Origin of the sequence: Streptomyces sp. NPDC001848 (assembly GCF_042891915.1) — a bacterium.
In the GTDB taxonomy this organism is placed as follows: Bacteria; Actinomycetota; Actinomycetes; order Streptomycetales; family Streptomycetaceae; genus Streptomyces.
This window is the reverse complement of the sequence record NZ_JBIATP010000001.1, coordinates 610,311-627,729: the sequence shown is the minus strand read 5'-3', so window position 1 is coordinate 627,729 and position 17,419 is coordinate 610,311. Positions and strand designations below refer to the sequence as shown.

Sequence of the window (17,419 nt, the reverse complement as noted above, 5' to 3'; positions counted from 1 at the left end):
GTCCTCACCGGCGTCCACAGCATCCGTGATCGCCGCGCGGGAGCGCAAGCGCCCGTGCGGCACGTCCTGCCGTGGGGATCACAGGTCGTCGAAAAGATCACGGAGCTGGTTGCGGCTGCTGATACCCAGCTTCGGATACACGTTGTACAGGTGGGAGCTGACCGTGCGAGGGGACAGCTTCAGCTGCTCGGCGATCTCCCGGTTGCGCAGACCGCGTGCCGCCATCCGTACGATCTGACGCTGCTGCGCGGTCAACTCCGTCAGCGGATCGGCCTTGGCGGGTGAGGTGGCCACGCCGCTGGCCCGCAGCTCCACGCGTGCCTCCTCGGCCAGGCCCGACGCGCCGAGCCGGGTGAACGACTCCAGAGCCGTGGCCAGGAGAGGCCGGGCGTCCAGGGGGCGCCGCCTCCTGCGCAGCCACTGCGCGTAGTGGAGCCTCGCCTGGGCCCGGGCCGGCGGCCACTGGTCACCCGCCGGGTTCACCGTGGCGAGGCGGAAGTGGTGCTCGGCGTCCTTCGGATCGCCGGTCAGCGCGTCGGCGTGATGCAGCAGCAGGGTCATCCGGGTCGTCGGCTGCGGCCCGAGCGCGGCGCGGACCGACTCGACGACGACCGCCGCCTCCTTCTGCCGACCCGTGCGCTGGGCGGCCGCGGCGAGGTCGGCGACCGAACGGAGTGACAGGAAGTGGTGCAGAGGTGTGCCGTCCTCGGCGAACAACGAGCGGAAGTGCCGGAACGCGCCGTCGAAGTCGCCGGCTGCGGCGGCACCGGTGCCGGCGGCTCGCAACAGGCGCGCGTGGGTGGCGCGGTTCTCCTCCAGCCCGACCGCCGTCCAGGCCGGGTACGTCGGCATGCCGACGGGCTCCCCGCGAAGCGCGCGCAGGGTCACCCGGAGCGCCGCCACGTCGATCTGGAGGTGCCTCAGCTTCTGGACCGCCGCCAGCGTCGCGGACTCCTCCAGCAGCTCGTCGGCCTCCACCCACCGCCCGGTGTCGATCAGCGCGGAGCACATCGCCGCGAGCGTGGTCGCGGCAGGGCCCAGGGAGCCGTACGCCCTGAGCACGGCGTACGCCTGCCGGAAGGACTCCACGGCCAGGTCGGACTCGTCGGCGTACCAGGCGACCCCACCGAGCGCGAGCGCCCGGGTCATCTCCGCCACTCCCGTCCCCGGTTCCGTCGTGACCGGCCGTCGGCGCACCCGCCGCAACAACTCGGGGGCGCGGGCCGGGTCGGCCCCGGCCATGGTCACGGCCCACACCGTGTCGGAGGCCTCGTCCGTCGCCAGCTCGAAGTAGGGCGTGTCGCGGCTCCAGCCGTTCATCCCGTCGAGGAGGGGAATGATCGGGCGCCTGATCTCGGGCAGGCCCGACTGGAACGAGACCGCCTGGAGCACGGAGACCAGGGCCAGTACGGTCATCTTGTCCGCGGGTGGCTCGGGCTCCAGCCTGTCCATCAGCACCCGGAACGCCTGCTGCTGATGCCCCAGCATCGACAGGGACATGCCGGCGCCGCAGGCCGCCAGCAGCAGCACGTCCGGGTCCTGGGTCAGCGTGTTGACCTTGTCGTACAACTCGCGCACCCACGAAGGGTCGCCGACGTTGTTGGCAGCTCTCAGGGCCTTGGCGTACCGGCGCGCCCGGTCGGCGACGGTGGGGCTGCACTCCGCCGCCCGCTCCAGCGCCTGTGCCGCCGCGAAGAAACCACCGCGCTTCTCCGAGAGCTCGGCGGTCTCCTCCAGGGCCGCCGCCACGGACTCGTCCTGGCCGAGGCACGCTTCGGCCAGGTGCCAGGCCCGGCGGGCCGGATCGGCCGTGAGGACCGCCGCCAGGTCCCGGTGCGCCTGCTGCCGGAGGTGGGCCGGGGCTCCGTGATAGGACCCGGCGCGTGCCAGCGGATGCCGGAACACCACCCGCCCGTCCGCGACGGCCACGAGACCCGCCTCCTCGGCCGGGGCCCATGCCCCGAGATCCGCCCCCGCGCCGGCGGCGGCCATGATCGTGGCGAGGTCCTCGTACTCCGATGCCGCGGCGTACAGGATCAGCCGCTGGGTCGTTTCCGGGAGGCTGCGCAGGCGGGCCGCGTACAACTCCTGGATGCGCTCGGTCTGCGGCAGCCCACCGCCGGGCAGTGCTCCCCCGCCGGCCCTGCCGGCCGCGCGGCACAGTTCGATGATGGCGAGCGGATTTCCGTCGGCCTGCCGCAGCAGTTCGGCCCGGGTCCGGCCGGTGGGCGCGTGCGGCTGGGCGTCCACCAGTTCGGCCGCGGCCTGTTCGGCGAGCGGTCCCAGGACCAGAGTGCGTAGGTCCGCTGCGACACCGTCCGGGGGCGCCTGCCCGCGTGCCGCCAGCAGCACCGGTACGGCCTCGGCGGTGATGCGGCGCATGACGAAGCCCAGAACGTCGAGAGAGTCGCGATCGAAGTGCTGGACGTCATCGACCGCCAGCAGGACGCGCTGCCGACGGGAGACCTCGGTCAGCAGTGTCAGCACCGCCATGCGCAGCGGCATCGGGTCGGGCGGTCCCGCCGCGGGAGCGATGCCGAACGCGGTCTCCAGTGCCCCCCGCAGATGGTCCGGCAACGTGCCGAGGGCGGACAGGAGGGGCAGGAACAGCTGGTGCAAGGAGGCGAAGGACTGCCGCGCCTCCGCCTCGCTGCCCTGGGCCGCCAGCACGAGAGCCCCGTTGTCCCGCGCGTGGTCGACGGCGACCGCCAGCAGCCTCGACTTGCCCGTGCCTGCCTCTCCCAGCAGGAGCAGCATCCGTTCGCTGCGCCCCTCCTGGACAACGTCCAGGATCTCGGCGATCTCGGCTTGCCGTCCCATCAGCCGAGTGGCGGGCGGGGAGTGGCGGGCGGTGCTGCGACTAGCGGCCATGGCGGGCCTCGGCAATCACATACGTCGGGGCGAGCACCACTGAACTGTACGGGATCGAACACGCTGTCGGCTCGACGGCCGGAACCTCATATGCGGCACGACTCACCCCCCGATCTAGCGGGTTCACGCGATGTGCCGAACCACGCCCGTTGGCACGGTGTTCGCAGAACACAGAGGCCGAAGGGAGAGATCATGTCGTCGGATCCATCGACACCGGAACCCGCACGGCCGCTGTCCGCCACCGTCTACACCACGGACGCGGCGCCCGCCCACCAACGACTGGCGTACTGGCGTGCGGCCCTGTCCCGCACCTTCGCCCCGGTCGCCATCTCCGTCCCCGACGAGGTCTGCTCCGGAACCATCCGAACGTCCCGGCTGGGCCATCTGCGGGTCGCCACCGTGGAGGGCGACCCCCTGTGGGCGCGGCGGACTCCGCAGCTGATCGCCGGGGGCGACGGGGCGTATCTGGCCGTCAAGCTCCTGGCCAGGGGTGTCGCCGCATTCCGGCAGGACGCCCGTGAGGTCCAGCTGGGTCCCGGGGAGATCGTCTTCCTGGACATGGCGCGGCCGCTGCGGATGGAGTTCCCCCATCCCTTCCAGACGAAATCCCTTGTCGTGCCGCGGCGGTTGCTGGGCCTGGAAGAGTCCGACCTGCGACAGCTCACCGCGACAGCCATCCGCCCCGACACCGTGTCGGGCTCGCTGCTGGCACCCTTTCTGACCCAGCTCGTCGACAACGCGGACACGTATCCGTCGGCCACCGCCGAAGCGCTGGCCCGCCACGTGGTCGACCTTCTCACCGTCCTGGTCGAGGAGCGGCTTCACCAGGAGGGCCGTGACGCGCCGAGCCCAGCCCGGGTGATGCTGGCGCGTATCCAGCAGTTCATCGACCGGCACCTCGCCGACCCGGACCTGACGCCGGAAGCCATAGCCCGCGCCAACCGGATCTCCGTACGCTACCTGCACAAGCTCTTCCAGGCCGAGGACATCACGGTCAGCCGGTGGATCCAGCGCCGCAGACTGCAGGAGTGCCGGCGTGAGCTCGCCCGCCGGGAGGCGGCGGGCCGGACCATCGCCGCGGTGGCCCGCCGGTGGGGTTTCACCAGCCCCGCCCACTTCAGCCGGGTCTTCCGGAACGTCTACGGGATGTCCCCCGTCGAGTGGCGCGAGTCCGCAGCGCGAGCGCCTCGCGTGCCCGTGTTGCCGAGCGGTGTGTCAGCGGTGCCGGAGGTCGCGGCGTCTTATTAGTGGCCCGGACCTTCCGGCCTGTCGTGGGCCACAACGCCCGTTCCGGGTTCGGCCCGCGTGCCCGCTCCCTGAGAGCTCCGATCGGACTCCCGTTCTGTTCGGCGCTCGAGTCCGCCCTGCTTGCCCGCGCTTTCGCCGGTGGCGTGGCCGATCTCACTCGCCCTCTGTACCGGGTGCACTGAGCTGTCCTTTTTGCGATAGTGGACCCCGGCTCGTCGTCCATGCCTCCCGGGGCCGTCCGCACGGAACCGGCAGCCGACGCCGAAGGTGCGGAGGAACCGGTCGGCGTGGGATGCGGCCGGGGGCGGTGAACTGGAAGGGGCGTGCGTGGCGGGGTCAGGCGGATCGCTGTCCAGAAGCGGTCTGCGCGGCCGGGAGGCCGAGCTCGAAGAGCTGCGGACACTGATCGCCTCGGTGGCCCGCACCGGAAGCGGCGCGCTGATCCTCATCCGGGGAGAACCGGGCATCGGCAAGACCACGCTGCTCCTCGAGGCGGTGGCCACGGCCAGGACGGCCGGGTTCTCGACCGGCCTCGGCAAGGCCGACGAACTGCATCACATCGTGCCGCTCTCGTCGTTGGCGGCCTGCGTCCTGCACGGCGACGAGCCGCTGCTGTCCGGCGACACCTTCGCCGATCTCGCGCGCCATCACGACCGGCGGATCTGGCTGGTGGAGCGCCTGGCGGAGGCGATCGAAGCCAGAGCGGGCAGCGTGCCGGTGCTGATCGCCCTGGACGACGTGCAGTGGGCCGACCCGCTCAGCCTGTTCGCCCTGAAGCAGCTTCCGGCCCGGCTGCGGACTTCGCCGGTGCTGTGGATGCTGACCGGGCGGCAGGGCCCTGAAGGCCCGGCGGAGGAGATCGTCGCGGCCGCGCGGGACGAACTCCCCGCGGTGACCGTGCCGCTGGGCCCGCTGTCCGGCGCGGCCATCGGCCAACTGGCCGGCGACACCCTGGGGACAGCCGTCGACGAGCGGGTGCGCGAGCTGCTCGACGGAGCCGGCGGCAACCCGTTTCTCGCGGTCGAGATGCTCACCGGGCTGCGGACCGCCGACGCCTCCGGCGAGTCCGTGCCCCCAGCGCTCGTGGTGGGTGTGCGCGGCAGACTCAGGTCACTGCAGCCCGGCACACTGCGCTTCCTCCAGATGGGAGCGGTGCTGGGGCGCACGTTCGGCTTCGAGGACGCCGCCGCGCTCTACGGCCAACCGTCCGCCACGTTGATCGATGCGCTGGAGGAGGTGGTACGCGCCGGGCTCCTGGACGACGACGGCGACCATCTGGTCTTCCGGCACGACCTGCTGCGCCAGGCGGTCTACGTGGACATCCCTCCGTCGGCCCGGAAGGCCCTGCACCGGCAGGCCGCCCACCACCTCGTCGCCACGGGCCACCAGCCCATCGACGCGGTGTCGCACATCCTCAGGAGCGCACAGCCCGGAGACGAGGAAGCCGTGGCGCTGCTGCGGCGGGCCGCTGACGACGTCCTGCCCGTCACGCCGGGCCTCGCGGCCGACCTGATGACGCGCGCCCTGGAGTTGGTGCCGGCCACGCGGCCGTTGAGGTTTGAGGTGGGGGAGCAGGCGATCGTCAGTCTGACGCGGGCCGGCAGGAACCGCGAGGCACTGTCGACCGGTGACCGGCTGCTGGCCGGCCGGCCGCCCCTGGACGCGTTCGGTCGGCTGCAGGCCGCCCTCGGCGGCACGCTGTGGAACCTGGATCTCTCCGAGGAGTTGCGCCGCCGGGCCGAAACGGCCCTCGCCGTGGGGGGGGCCGCCCCCGAGGTCGAGGCCAGGCTGACCGCCCTGCGTGCGCTGGCCCTGTCCCGGAGCCATGACCTGAAGGCGGCGCGGGAGGCGGGCGAGAACGCCCTGCGTGCGGCCATCGCGATCGGTGACCGGGAGGCACACGTGCTGTCCCTGTTCGGGCTCGGCGAGATCGCGCTCAACGCGGGCGAGAACGCCGTCGCCGTGGAGCGCTTCACCGCGCTCAGCGCCGTGGACTCCGCTTTCCTTCCCGAAGAGATCGTGGCGTACCAGCACCTGGACGACTACGAGTCCGGCGAACGGCTGCTCCTGCGGGCGGCGGACGGTGCCGGGTCGTCCCGTGAGGCCATGCTGCTGTGGGCGCAGGCCCAGCAGCACCTGGGGCGGGGCAGGCTCGACGACGCCGAAGCCGACTTCGTGACCATGGAGCGTCTGGAGGACGACGTACAGGTCCCCGTCCAGCAGGTGAACGCCCGCGTGATCCGCTCCCGGCTCGCCCTGCTCCGCGGCGACCGGGAAGCGGCGCGCCAGCACCTGGCGGCAGCAAGGGAAAGACTGGCGGCCAAGCCGAACCCGGGCAACACGGCCGCGGTGCGTTTCCTGGAAGCGGTGGTCGCCGAGGACGACGGGGACATCGGGCTCGCCGTCGACAAGATCCGGCAGGTGCAGCAGGAAGCTCCCTTCATGCGCTGGCGGCTGCTGCGCACCTGGGTCGACTGCGCGATCCGCATGGCCCTGCGTGGCGCGGACCAGGGGCTCGCCGAGGACCTGGCCGCTCAGGCCGAAGCCCACGCCGAACGCAATCCGGACGTGTCCACCGCCACCGGCGTCGCGGCGCAGGCCCTCGGGCTCCTGAAGAACGATCTCGCCCTGCTGGAACGTTCCGTCGAGCTGCTCGGGGCAAGCCCTCGCCCGCTGGTCCGGGCCGCCGCCTGCGCCGATCTCGGACAGGCACTGCTGGCAGCAGGCCGGAAACCCCAGGCGGTGGCCGCCCTGACCGATGCCCGTGCCGCGTTCCTCGCGTCAGGCGCGCACGCCGCAGCGGCTCGCGTACAGCGCGCTCTGAAGGGTGCGGGGGCCGGCGGCCGCAGAACGGCGAGCAGGCAGCGCCCCGTCCAGGGCTGGGAGGCACTGACGGCCTCGGAGAAGAAGATCGCACGCCTGATCGCGGAGGGCCACACCAACCGGTCGGCCGCCGACCTGCTCGTCGTCTCCCCGCACACGGTCAACACACATCTGACGTCCGTCTTCCGGAAACTGTCGGTCAACTCCCGGGTCCAGCTCACTCACGTGGTGATGGCCGTGCACGACGACTGAGCGGGGCTGTTGGTACGTTCACGCGATGCCTCGTCCGCCCGAACGCGCTTGGCTGGGGCCAGACCCATCCGGAGGCCACCGACGTGCACGGACACACCCGCGTACCGCCGACCGTCGTGCTCGTGCACGGTGCGTTCGCCGACGCCTCGTCCTGGGCGGGGGTGATCGACCTCCTCCAGGCCGCCGGACTCACCGTGCGCGCCCTGGCGAACCCGCTGCGCGGCTTGGCGGAGGACGCCGCCTACATCCGGAGCGCGGTGCGCCACATCGAGGACCCGGTCGTGCTCGTCGGCCACGGCTACGGCGGCGCGGTCATCACCCAGGCCGCCACCGACGACGACAACACCGTGGCGTTGTGCTACGTGGCGGCGTTCGGCCTCGACGCCGGAGAATGCCTGCTCGACATCACCAGCCGCTTCGCCCCCATGCCGGTCACCGGGGCGACCTCGGCCGCCGATTTCCCCACCCGGTTTCCCGCCGGCCGGGAAAGCGAGCTGTACATCCGTAAGGAACGGTTCCCGCAGGTGTACGCCGCCGACCTGCCGCCCCGTGTCACCAGCGTGCTGTCCGTGACGCAGCGCCCGATCGCCCAGGGCGCGCTGACCGGCAGGTCGGGCCCGCCGGCATGGGCCTCCAAGCCGTCCTGGTACGCCATCGCGGCCGCCGACCGGATGCTCAGCCCCACCGCTCAGCGCTTCATGGCACAGCGCATGGCAGCCAACGAACACGTACTGGACGCCTCACACGCCGCGGTTCTCTCGCAGCCCGGCGCCGTGGCGGCGATGATCCGGGAAGCCGCGACGGCGCGCTGATCGCGGCGACGGCCGGGATCTGTCTTCCGGCAGGTCGGCTGTGAGGAACGGTCCTTGGCGGAGCGCGTACCAGGGCCGCGACACCGGGCTGATCCGCAGGACAGACCTGAAGGGCCTCGGCCTGCCTTCTGTTCATCGGCGTACCTTCTGTTCGGGTGAATGAGGTAATGTCCGCGCCCGAACGGGAAGCCGCCGGCATGGATGTTCTCCTCAGCGACGCGGACGCCTGGCCCTCGCCCGCAGGGCTACGCCGACCGAGTCGCCGGGGGTGCCTTGGTTCCGCCTTCGCCTCCCGAGATCGAAACGCCGGCGACAGATGTCACTCGGGAAGGCACCACCATGGTCTCAGTCGCCAGATCCTCCGCGCGGCGGTTCACCGCCCTCTTGGGAACCGTCGCCCTGACACTGACTGCCGCCGGGTGCGGGGGCGGAACCGGGGCCGGCGGCGCCACCGGCAAGGTGACCTCCATCACCGCCCTCGACTACTACACCGACACGACCGAACACGCCCAATGGGGCGAGCGGCTCACCGCCTGTGGCAAGGCCGCCGGCGTGACGGTGGAGCACAGCAGTGTTCCCGGGGCGTCGCTCGTCCCGAAGGTGCTGCAGCAGGCGTCGTCGCGGACCCTTCCCGATCTGTTGATGCTGGACAACCCCGACGTGCAGCAGATCGCGCAGACCGGCGCGCTGACCCCGCTGGACCGGTACGGCATCGACTCGGGCGGCTTCACCAAGGGCATCGTGTCGGCGGGCACCTACCAGGGGAAGGTGTACGGACTGGCGCCCACCGTCAGCACCATCGCCCTCTTCTACAACAAGGACATGCTCTCCAAGGCCGGGGTCGCCGTGCCGAGGACCTGGGACGAGCTGAAGGCGGCGGCGGCCAGGCTGAGCCGCCCGGGGCGCTACGGCATGGCGGTCGACGCGAACGCCACCTTCGAGGGCACCTGGCAGTTCCTGCCCTTCCTGTGGTCCAACGGCGGGGACGAGAAGCGGCTGGACACCCCGCAGGCCGCGCAGGCACTCCAGCTGTGGGTCGACCTGGTGAAGAGCGGATCCATGTCGAAGTCGGTACTGAACTGGACCCAGGCCGATGTCCACGACCAGTTCGTCGCCGGCAAGGCGGCCATGATGCTCAACGGTCCCTGGCGGATCTCCGAGCTGAACAAGGCCAAGGACCTGCACTGGGGCGTGGCCCCCATCCCCGTCCGCGAGAAGGGGCAGACCCTGGTCACACCGCTCGGCGGTGAGGTGTGGACGGTCCCGCAGACCGCTTCCAGGGCCCGGCAGCAGAAGGCCGCCCAGGTGCTGGCCTGCCTCAACGACTCCACGCACATGCTCGCCCTGGCCAAGCAGAACTTCACGGTCCCCTCCCGCTCGGCGGTGGCCGATCGCTATGCCGAGCAGGTGCCGTCGATGGCCGCCTTCGTCGACAGCGTCGAGAAGGCCCGAGCCCGGACCGGAGAACTCGGCGTCAAGTGGCCCAAGGCGGCGACCGGGATCTACACCGCCATCCAGGCCGCGCTGACGGGCGAGCAGACACCGAAGGAAGCACTCCGGCATGCGCAGCAGATCGCGACCGGTTCCTGACGAGGCCGAGGCCGCGGCGGCGGCCACGGACGGCGGGGCCCGGGCACGCCTGTGGGAGCCGGTCGTCCCGTGGCTGTTCATCGCGCCCGCGGTGGCGTACCTGCTGCTGTTCTTCGGCTACCCGATCGTCAAGAACGTCGTGATGAGCTTCCAGCAGTACACGATCACGACCTTCTACACCGGTGCCGCGCCCTTCGTGGGGCTGCGGAACTACGCGACGATCCTGCCGTCGGACCTCTTCTCCAAGGCCCTGCTGACGACGGTCCTGTTCACCGCCGGTTCGATAGCCGGGCAGTTCGTGCTCGGCCTGGCCCTCGCCCTGTTCTTCCGCCACCGGTTCCCGCTCGGCGGCGTTCTGCGGTCGCTCCTGCTGCTGCCATGGCTGCTGCCGCTGGCCGTCACCGGGACGACGTGGAGGTGGATGCTCGACACCGACGACGGAGTCGTCAACGAGGCACTGCGCGGCCTCCACCTGCTGTCGTCCGGCATACCCTGGCTGACCGGCACCTCACAGGCGCTCGTCTCCGTGATCCTGATCAACATCTGGGTGGGCATCCCCTTCAACACCGCGATCCTGTACGGCGGTCTGCAGGACATCCCGACCCATGTGTACGAGGCGGCGAAGCTGGACGGCGCCGGTCCGGTGGCGTCGTTCCGCCATATCACCTGGCCACTGCTGCGCCCGGTGGTGAACGTCGTACTGGTGCTGGGCGTGGTCTACACCGTGAAGGTGCTGGAACTCATCCTGATCGTGACGGGCGGGGGACCGGCCGACGCCACCCAGACCCTCGCCACCCGGTCCTACCAACTGTCCTTCCAGCAGTTCGAGTTCGGGCGCGGCGCCGCGACGAGCAACGTACTCGTCGCCGTCTCGCTCGTTTTCGCCTTCGTGTATCTGCGCGCCCAGCGGCGCGCCCGGCACGCCTGAGGGGTTCCGTGAAGCGCGCACCGAGCCGTGGCCTGACGTCCACGATCGTCGGGATCGTCCTGCTCGCGGTGATGCTGTTTCCCGTCTACTGGATGGTGAACGCCTCCCTGCAGCCGGCGGGCGACGCACGGCTGGGTGGCTGGTTTCCCCTCCACCCGGACTTCAGCGGTTATGCCACGGCACTGCGCGACCAGGGTCGCAACCTGGTCACCAGTGTCGTCGTGGCCCTCGGCAGCGTCGCGTTCAGCCTCCTGCTCGCCGCGCCGGCCGCCTACGCGCTGGCCCACCTCCCCGTCCGGGGAGTCAACCCGGTGCTCTTCGGTGTCCTGATCACACAGATGGTGCCGGGCATCGTCGTGGCCAACGCGCTCTACAACGCCTACAACGACCTGGGACTCCTCAACTCCGCCCTCGGACTGATCCTCGCCGACTCCACTGCCGGGGTCCCCTTCGCGATCATCATCCTGCGTTCGTTCATGCAGAGCATTCCCAGAGAGATCATCGAGGCCGCGCGCGTGGACGGCGCCGGGCGGCTGCGGACCTTCCGCTCCGTGGTCCTGCCGCTGAGCGCGAACGCGCTGATCACCGCCGCGCTCTTCACCTTCCTCTTCGCCTGGAGCGACTTCCTCTTCGCCCTGACGCTGACCACCACCCAGACCGTGCGGCCGGTCACCCTCGGCATCTACGAGTACATCGGCGCGCACACGAACCAGTGGAACGCCATCATGGCCACCGCCGTGCTGGCGTCCGCCCCGGCGGCGGTGCTGCTCGTCATCGCCCAGCGCCACGTCACCGCCGGTGCCACCAGCGGCGCCCTGAAGTGAGGGGCGGTCCCGTCCCCGTCCGGTCCGCCGGGGCGGTGCGCCGCGGCCCATCGCCGGGACGGGGCTCTTCGAGTACCGCCTACCCTTGTTCCATGACCAGCAGCAGCGACCGGAGCCCCGCAGTGGACGTTCACGCACCCAAGAGCTACGAGATCCGCACCTACGGGTGCCAGATGAACGTCCACGATTCCGAGCGATTGGCCGGGCTGCTCGAAGAGGCCGGGTACGTGCGCGCGCCCGAGGGCTCGGACGGGGATGCGGACGTGGTCGTCTTCAACACCTGCGCCGTGCGGGAGAACGCCGACAACCGGCTCTACGGCAACCTCGGCCGCCTCGCGCCGAAGAAGGCCGTCCGGCCCGGGATGCAGATCGCCGTCGGCGGCTGTCTGGCGCAGAAGGACCGCGACACCATCGTGAAGAAGGCGCCCTGGGTGGACGTCGTCTTCGGCACGCACAACATCGGCAAGCTGCCCGTCCTGCTGGAGCGCGCCCGCGTGCAGCAGGAGGCACAGGTCGAGATCGCCGAGTCGCTGGAGGCCTTCCCGTCGACCCTGCCGACCCGGCGCGAGAGCGCGTACGCGGCCTGGGTGTCGATCTCCGTCGGCTGCAACAACACCTGCACCTTCTGCATCGTCCCGGCGCTGCGCGGCAAGGAGAAGGACCGTCGGCCCGGCGACATCCTCGCCGAGGTCGAGGCCCTGGTCGCCGAGGGCGTCTCCGAGATCACGCTGCTCGGGCAGAACGTCAACGCCTACGGCTCCGACATCGGCGACCGCGAGGCGTTCAGCAAGCTGCTGCGCGCCTGCGGGACGATCGAGGGCCTGGAGCGGGTGCGGTTCACGTCCCCGCATCCCCGTGACTTCACCGACGACGTCATCGCCGCCATGGCCGAGACGCCGAACGTGATGCCGCAGCTGCACATGCCGCTGCAGTCCGGCTCGGACGCCGTGCTCAAGGCGATGCGCCGGTCCTACCGGCAGGAGCGCTACCTGGGGATCATCGAGAAGGTGCGGGCCGCCATCCCGCACGCCGCGATCACCACCGACATCATCGTCGGCTTCCCCGGGGAGACCGAGGAGGACTTCGAGCAGACGCTGCACGTGGTGCGCGAGGCGCGGTTCGCGCAGGCGTTCACGTTCCAGTACTCCAAGCGGCCCGGCACCCCGGCCGCCACCATGGAGAACCAGATCCCCAAGGAGGTCGTCCAGGCGCGCTACGAGCGGCTCGTCGCCCTCCAGGAGGAGATCTCCTGGGAGGAGAACAAGAAGCAGGTCGGCCGCACCCTGGAGCTGATGGTCGCCGAGGGCGAGGGCCGCAAGGACGGCGCCACCCACCGGCTGTCCGGCCGCGCCCCCGACAACCGCCTCGTCCACTTCACCAAGCCCGAGCAGGAGGTGCGCCCGGGTGACGTGGTGACGGTCGAGGTGACGTACGCCGCCCCGCACCACCTCCTCGCCGAGGGACCCGTCCTGGACGTGCGCCGTACGCGGGCGGGCGACGTGTGGGAGAAGCGCAACGCCGCTCAGGCCGCCAAGCCGGCCGGTGTGATGCTGGGCCTGCCGAAGGTCGGCGTGCCCGAGCCGCTGCCCATGGCCACCGCCGGCGCCTGCGGCTGCGACTGACGCCGGCGTTCGCTCCGGTTACGCTGCGGATCATGCTTGTCGCCGCCGCCGTCTGTCCCTGTCCGCCCCTGCTCGTGCCCGAGGTCGCCGCGGGTGCGGCGCCCGAGCTGGACGGCGCCCGTGCCGCGTGCGAGGACGCGCTGGGCGTGCTCGCCGCCGCGCGCCCCGACCGGCTGGTGGTCGTCGGGCCCGCGGAGGAGGGCCGGGAGGGCAGCTACGCCGAGGGTGCGCCGGGGTCGTTCCGGGGCTTCGGCGTGGACCTCGACGTCCGGCTGGGTGCGGGCGGCACGGGCGAGGAGCGTGAGCTTCCGCGGTCGCTCGCGGTCGCCGCGTGGCTGCTGGAGCGCACGCGCTGGGCCGACGCGCCCGTGGAGGGGCTGGCAGTGCCGGAACTTCTGGCCCCCGAGCGGTGCGCCGAGCTCGGAGCCGGGCTCGCCGGACGGGCCGAGCGGATGGCCCTGCTGATCATGGGCGACGCCAGCGCGTGCCGCTCGGTGAAGGCTCCGGGCTACCTGGACGAGCGCGCGGCCGGCTTCGACGCGGAGGTCGCGCGGGCACTGGGTGCGGCCGACCTGCCGGCCCTGAACTCCCTTGACCCGGCCCTGGCCCAGGAACTGAAGGCCTGCGGCCGGGCCCCCTGGCAGATCCTCGCGGGCGCGGCGGAAGGTGCGTGCCTGTCCGGCAGCCTGCTGTACGACGAGGCGCCGTACGGGGTGGGCTACGTGGTGGCCGCCTGGTCGTAGTCGCCGCGCACAGCGGGTCCCCGCTGAGCGCGGGCGGGCGCGGGGCCGCGTGCCCTGCCGTCGTGGTGCCGCGACCCGGCGGAGGGGCGGGACGCCATGGTGCCGGACACGGCGGACGGCCGGGAGGCCATGGCCCCGCGGCCGTCCGCCGATCGGTGACGCGTTGTCGGTGCGTGGTCAGGAGGCCGGAGGCGGCTGTGGTGTCTCGGGGGGCGCCGCTTCGCCGGTCGACGGACCGGTGTTCGGCGCTTCGCCGGTCGACGGGCCGGTGTCCTGGTGGGCGAGGCGCTCCACCGCGTGCTTCGCCTTGTCCGTGCCCGTGTGGATCTTGTCGCTGTACTTGCCCTTGGTCCGCTCGTCGATCACCTTCGCGGCCTTGTCGAGGCCGCGGTCGACCTTCTCCTCATGCTGCTGCGCGAGGCTCGAGACCTTGGCTTTCAGGTTGTCCACGAGGCCCATGGTCCACCTTCCCTGGCTCAAGGGGTTACGTACGGGCGCCTTCGTCGGCCTCGCTGTCGGCGGCCTTGTCGGCGGACTGCTGCTTCGGGATCCCGACTCCGTCGTCGGCGGCGGCCTCCGCGTCCTCCTCCGGCGCGGCCTCCGGCTGCTCCCCGGCCTCGGTCGCGCCCGAGCCTTTCACGTCCGTCGCCCCCGCGTCGGCGCCCTCCGCCGCCTGTGCGGTCTCAGCCTCGGCCGACCGGTCCTCCTCCGTCGTCCTCGACCACCGGAGAAGCCGTGCAAAAACACCCATATCCACTCCATACGTTACTCGTGCGGGCGAAATACCGCGTAGCCCGGTGCGTCCCATTGCGTCGCCCCGGGTCACCCGTTCTCGAACCGGTGACCGGAACCTCGCAACAGGCAACGACCTCCCACTCGGGGCGTCACGTAACTCGTTCGAGGCGGGGTGCGGAGGTTTGCGAGACTGTTGCGGTGAGTAGTGCAGCCCCCGCGCCGCGGGTCATCGCCGTCGTCGGACCGACCGCGGCCGGAAAGTCCGATCTGGGAGTGTTCCTGGCCCAGCAGCTCGGTGGGGAGGTCGTCAACGCCGACTCCATGCAGCTGTACCGGGGGATGGACATCGGCACCGCCAAGCTGACGCCCGAAGAACGCGGCGGTGTTCCGCACCACCTGCTGGACATCTGGGACGTGACGGTCACGGCGTCCGTCGCCGAGTACCAGCGCCTCGCCCGCGCCCGCATCGACGCGCTGCTCGCCGAGGGCCGCTGGCCCATCCTGGTGGGCGGCTCGGGACTGTACGTGCGCGGCGCGGTCGACAACCTGGAGTTCCCCGGCACCGACCCCGAGGTGCGCGCCCGGCTGGAGGAGGAGCTGGCGCTGCGCGGCTCGGGAGCGCTGCACGCGCGCCTGGCCGCCGCCGACCCGGAGGCCGCGCAGGCGATCCTGCCCAGCAACGGCCGCCGCATCGTCCGGGCCCTGGAGGTCATCGAGATCACCGGCCGGCCCTTCACCGCCAACCTCCCGGGCCACGACTCGGTCTACGACACCGTCCAGATCGGCGTCGACGTCAGCCGACCGGAGCTGGACGAGCGCATCGCGCGCCGGGTGGACCGGATGTGGGAGGCGGGGCTCGTGGAGGAGGTGCGGGTGCTGGAGGCGCAGGGCCTGCGCGAGGGGCGCACGGCGTCGCGCGCGCTCGGATACCAGCAGGTGCTCGCGGCGCTCGCAGGGGAGTGCACGCTGGAAGAGGCGCGCGCCGAGACCATTCGCGCCACCAAGCGCTTCGCGCGCCGTCAGGATTCCTGGTTCCGCCGTGACCCGCGCGTGCACTGGCTCAGTGGCGCTGCGGACGACCTCGGGGAACTTCCGCAGCTCGCGCTGGCGTTGGTCGAACGACCGGTTACAGCCTGATCACGTGATGGCATCGGGACGCTCCGGCCGTCATCCGGGCCTCATCTGGCATGCCATCATCGAGCTTCGATCGACCAAGTGAGTCCGAGTTGGGAGGGCGCGTGGCGATGGAGGCCGGCCCTCGCGACACCGCACAAGGCGCGCAGCACGGGACCGCGCAGGACGAGGACCCAAGGCTCAGTTCCGACGGTCCCGACGAGCAGCCCCCGGGCGGTGTGACCGCCGACGGGCCGGAGGTGGACGAGTTGTCCACCGGGCCCGAGGTCGAGGTCGAGCTGCGCCCGCAGCGTCGGCTGCGCATCTGGCAGCTCGCCCCCATCGTGGGGCTGGCCGCGGTCGGCTCCCTGATGTTCGCCTTCCCGCTGGCGTTCGAGTTCGGCGACGGCGGCGCCGTGGTCGCCATGCTCGGCCTGCTGATCTGCTCGTGCGCGGCCGGCTGGGGCATGATGGCCGCGCGCCGCGTCGGTTACACCTGGCCCGGCCTGCCGCAGCGCGGCTCCGGACGGCGCCCGGACTGGCGTGTCGTCCTCGCGTACGCCGTGGTGGTCGTCGCGGTCGTCGTCCTGGCCGTGTGGCGCGTGGCCCGGCTGCGCTGAGCTCCCTGGGCACCCTGGCCGCACGCCGCTGTCGTACCGACCCCGTACGATCGAGGAATGAGCACGCGGATCGCCTTCCTCAAGGGTCACGGCACGGAGAACGACTTCGTGATCGTCCCGGACCCCGAGAACGTCATCGACCTGCCCCCGGCCGCCGTCGCCGCCCTGTGCGACCGCCGCGCGGGCATCGGAGGCGACGGCCTGCTGCACGTCGTGCGCTCCGCCGCGCACCCCGAGGCCGAGGAGATGGCCGGGGAGGCGGAGTGGTTCATGGACTACCGCAACAGTGACGGCTCGATCGCGGAGATGTGCGGCAACGGCGTACGTGTGTTCGCGCGCTACCTCCAGCGCGCCGGTCATGTGAGCGAGGGTGATCTCGCGGTCGCCACGCGCGGGGGCGTCAAGACCGTCCACATCGCGAAGAACGGCGATGTCACCGTCGGCATGGGCCGTGCCGTGCTGCCCGCCGGGGACGTCACCGTGCGTGTCGGCGAGCGCAGCTGGCCCGCGCGCAACGTGAACATGGGCAACCCGCACGCGGTCGCCTTCGTCGACGACCTCGCGCACGCGGGGAACCTGTACACCCCGCCCCCGTTCAGTCCGGCCTCCGCCTACCCGGACGGGGTGAACGTCGAGTTCGTGGTCGACCGCGCTCCTCGCCACGTCGCGATGCGCGTCCACGAACGCGGCTCCGGGGAGACCCGCTCGTGCGGCACCGGCGCGTGCGCGGTGGCCGTCGCCGCGGCCCGCCGCGACGGCGCCGACCCGGCCGTGACGGGCACCCCCGTGACGTACACCGTGGACGTCCCGGGCGGCACCCTGGTGATCACCGAGCGCCCGGACGGCGAGATCGAGATGACCGGCCCGGCGGTGATCGTCGCCGAGGGCGAGATCGACGCCGAGTGGCTCCGGACCGTGGCCCGCTGACGCGCCCGCGAACCGCAGCCCCGGCGCTGCCCTTCACCGGAGCCGCCGCGCTGCCCCTCAAGGGGGCGTAACGGGCGGCGCGCCGAAGCACGGCGCGGCACGCGGGCGGTGACGCTGTGCACCGCATGGTGGCCGAAAAGCGTGCTGGACCGTGCCGCCGTACGGCTCCGGATCGCAGACCTGGCCGCTTCCGGTGCTCAGATCCGCAGCCCCCGACCGCCGGGAAGGTGTGAATCGACGGCCGGGCGGGTTCCCCTGACTGAAACGCGTAAACCTTCAGAACATCGCTCGAATGGGTGATCCGTTTCACG

At 71.7% G+C, this 17,419-nt stretch carries 14 protein-coding genes; 11 read left to right on the top strand and 3 right to left on the bottom strand.

Annotated elements, in window-relative coordinates:
- Nucleotides 1-78 precede the first annotated feature (78 nt).
- Nucleotides 79-2,820: an AAA family ATPase gene (locus ACFYZJ_RS02815; protein WP_388562091.1), complete on the bottom strand. Its 2,742-nt coding sequence runs from the start codon at nt 2,818-2,820 to the stop codon at nt 79-81.
- 243 nt (nt 2,821-3,063) lie between these two features.
- Here ACFYZJ_RS02815 and ACFYZJ_RS02810 point away from each other — a divergent pair, with 243 nt between their 5' ends.
- The 8 genes from ACFYZJ_RS02810 (at nt 3,064) to ACFYZJ_RS02775 (ending at nt 13,713) form a co-directional block, all read left to right on the top strand.
- On the top strand, nt 3,064-4,119 hold the full coding sequence (locus ACFYZJ_RS02810; RefSeq protein ID WP_388562089.1) for a helix-turn-helix domain-containing protein: 1,056 nt from the start codon (nt 3,064-3,066) through the stop codon (nt 4,117-4,119).
- A gap of 327 nt (nt 4,120-4,446) precedes the next feature.
- On the top strand, nt 4,447-7,194 hold the full coding sequence (locus ACFYZJ_RS02805) for a helix-turn-helix transcriptional regulator (RefSeq protein ID WP_388562087.1): 2,748 nt from the start codon (nt 4,447-4,449) through the stop codon (nt 7,192-7,194).
- Between the two features lie 83 nt (nt 7,195-7,277).
- A complete protein-coding gene (locus tag ACFYZJ_RS02800; RefSeq protein ID WP_388562085.1) occupies nt 7,278-8,006 on the top strand; it encodes an alpha/beta hydrolase in 729 nt (242 codons plus the stop codon).
- A 339-nt stretch (nt 8,007-8,345) separates the two neighbouring features.
- On the top strand, nt 8,346-9,596 hold the full coding sequence (locus ACFYZJ_RS02795) for an extracellular solute-binding protein (RefSeq protein ID WP_388562083.1): 1,251 nt from the start codon (nt 8,346-8,348) through the stop codon (nt 9,594-9,596).
- Nucleotides 9,568-10,524 carry a carbohydrate ABC transporter permease gene (locus ACFYZJ_RS02790; protein WP_388562081.1) on the top strand — a complete coding sequence of 319 codons (957 nt, stop codon included), beginning with the start codon at nt 9,568-9,570 and terminating at the stop codon, nt 10,522-10,524. The genes ACFYZJ_RS02795 and ACFYZJ_RS02790 overlap by 29 nt, the downstream gene beginning before the upstream one ends.
- A gap of 8 nt (nt 10,525-10,532) precedes the next feature.
- A complete protein-coding gene (locus ACFYZJ_RS02785; RefSeq protein WP_388562079.1) occupies nt 10,533-11,348 on the top strand; it encodes a carbohydrate ABC transporter permease in 816 nt (271 codons plus the stop codon).
- 92 nt (nt 11,349-11,440) lie between these two features.
- Nucleotides 11,441-12,970, top strand: coding sequence for a tRNA (N6-isopentenyl adenosine(37)-C2)-methylthiotransferase MiaB (gene miaB / locus ACFYZJ_RS02780; protein WP_388562077.1), 1,530 nt, complete (start codon nt 11,441-11,443; stop codon nt 12,968-12,970).
- 32 nt (nt 12,971-13,002) lie between these two features.
- Complete coding sequence (locus ACFYZJ_RS02775; protein ID WP_388562075.1) at nt 13,003-13,713, top strand: class III extradiol dioxygenase subunit B-like domain-containing protein; 711 nt, start codon at nt 13,003-13,005, stop codon at nt 13,711-13,713.
- A 177-nt stretch (nt 13,714-13,890) separates the two neighbouring features.
- On the opposite strand, the gene ACFYZJ_RS02770 is transcribed toward ACFYZJ_RS02775, so the two are convergent.
- Nucleotides 13,891-14,172, bottom strand: a complete 282-nt coding sequence (locus tag ACFYZJ_RS02770) for an antitoxin (protein WP_388562073.1) — start codon at nt 14,170-14,172, stop codon at nt 13,891-13,893.
- 25 nt (nt 14,173-14,197) lie between these two features.
- A complete protein-coding gene (locus tag ACFYZJ_RS02765; protein WP_388562071.1) occupies nt 14,198-14,464 on the bottom strand; it encodes a hypothetical protein in 267 nt (88 codons plus the stop codon).
- 182 nt (nt 14,465-14,646) lie between these two features.
- Between ACFYZJ_RS02765 and miaA the strand changes: the two genes are divergently transcribed.
- The 3 genes from miaA to dapF all read left to right on the top strand — a co-directional run bounded on the left by miaA (nt 14,647) and on the right by dapF (nt 17,108).
- Complete coding sequence (gene miaA / locus ACFYZJ_RS02760) at nt 14,647-15,585, top strand: tRNA (adenosine(37)-N6)-dimethylallyltransferase MiaA (RefSeq protein WP_388562069.1); 939 nt, start codon at nt 14,647-14,649, stop codon at nt 15,583-15,585.
- Between the two features lie 107 nt (nt 15,586-15,692).
- Entirely contained in the window at nt 15,693-16,181 is a 489-nt protein-coding gene (locus tag ACFYZJ_RS02755; RefSeq protein ID WP_388562218.1) for a hypothetical protein, read from the top strand.
- Nucleotides 16,182-16,238: 57 nt separating this feature from the next.
- The gene (gene dapF, locus ACFYZJ_RS02750) at nt 16,239-17,108 is read left to right on the top strand and encodes a diaminopimelate epimerase (RefSeq protein WP_388562067.1); all 870 of its coding nucleotides are present in this window, start codon (nt 16,239-16,241) and stop codon (nt 17,106-17,108) included.
- Nucleotides 17,109-17,419: the final 311 nt, after the last annotated feature.

Excerpts from the sequence above, each read along its gene's own strand:
- ACFYZJ_RS02815 (WP_388562091.1), bottom strand. The coding sequence starts at position 2,820 with ATGGGACGGCAAGCCGAGATCGCCGAGATCCTGGACGTTGTCCAGGAG.
- ACFYZJ_RS02810 (WP_388562089.1), top strand. The coding sequence starts at position 3,064 with ATGTCGTCGGATCCATCGACACCGGAACCCGCACGGCCGCTGTCCGCC.
- ACFYZJ_RS02795 (WP_388562083.1), top strand. The coding sequence starts at position 8,346 with ATGGTCTCAGTCGCCAGATCCTCCGCGCGGCGGTTCACCGCCCTCTTG.
- ACFYZJ_RS02790 (WP_388562081.1), top strand. The coding sequence starts at position 9,568 with ATGCGCAGCAGATCGCGACCGGTTCCTGACGAGGCCGAGGCCGCGGCG.
- miaB (WP_388562077.1), top strand. The coding sequence starts at position 11,441 with ATGACCAGCAGCAGCGACCGGAGCCCCGCAGTGGACGTTCACGCACCC.
- ACFYZJ_RS02775 (WP_388562075.1), top strand. The coding sequence starts at position 13,003 with ATGCTTGTCGCCGCCGCCGTCTGTCCCTGTCCGCCCCTGCTCGTGCCC.
- ACFYZJ_RS02770 (WP_388562073.1), bottom strand. The coding sequence starts at position 14,172 with ATGGGCCTCGTGGACAACCTGAAAGCCAAGGTCTCGAGCCTCGCGCAG.
- ACFYZJ_RS02765 (WP_388562071.1), bottom strand. The coding sequence starts at position 14,464 with ATGGGTGTTTTTGCACGGCTTCTCCGGTGGTCGAGGACGACGGAGGAG.
- ACFYZJ_RS02755 (WP_388562218.1), top strand. The coding sequence starts at position 15,693 with ATGGAGGCCGGCCCTCGCGACACCGCACAAGGCGCGCAGCACGGGACC.
- dapF (WP_388562067.1), top strand. The coding sequence starts at position 16,239 with ATGAGCACGCGGATCGCCTTCCTCAAGGGTCACGGCACGGAGAACGAC.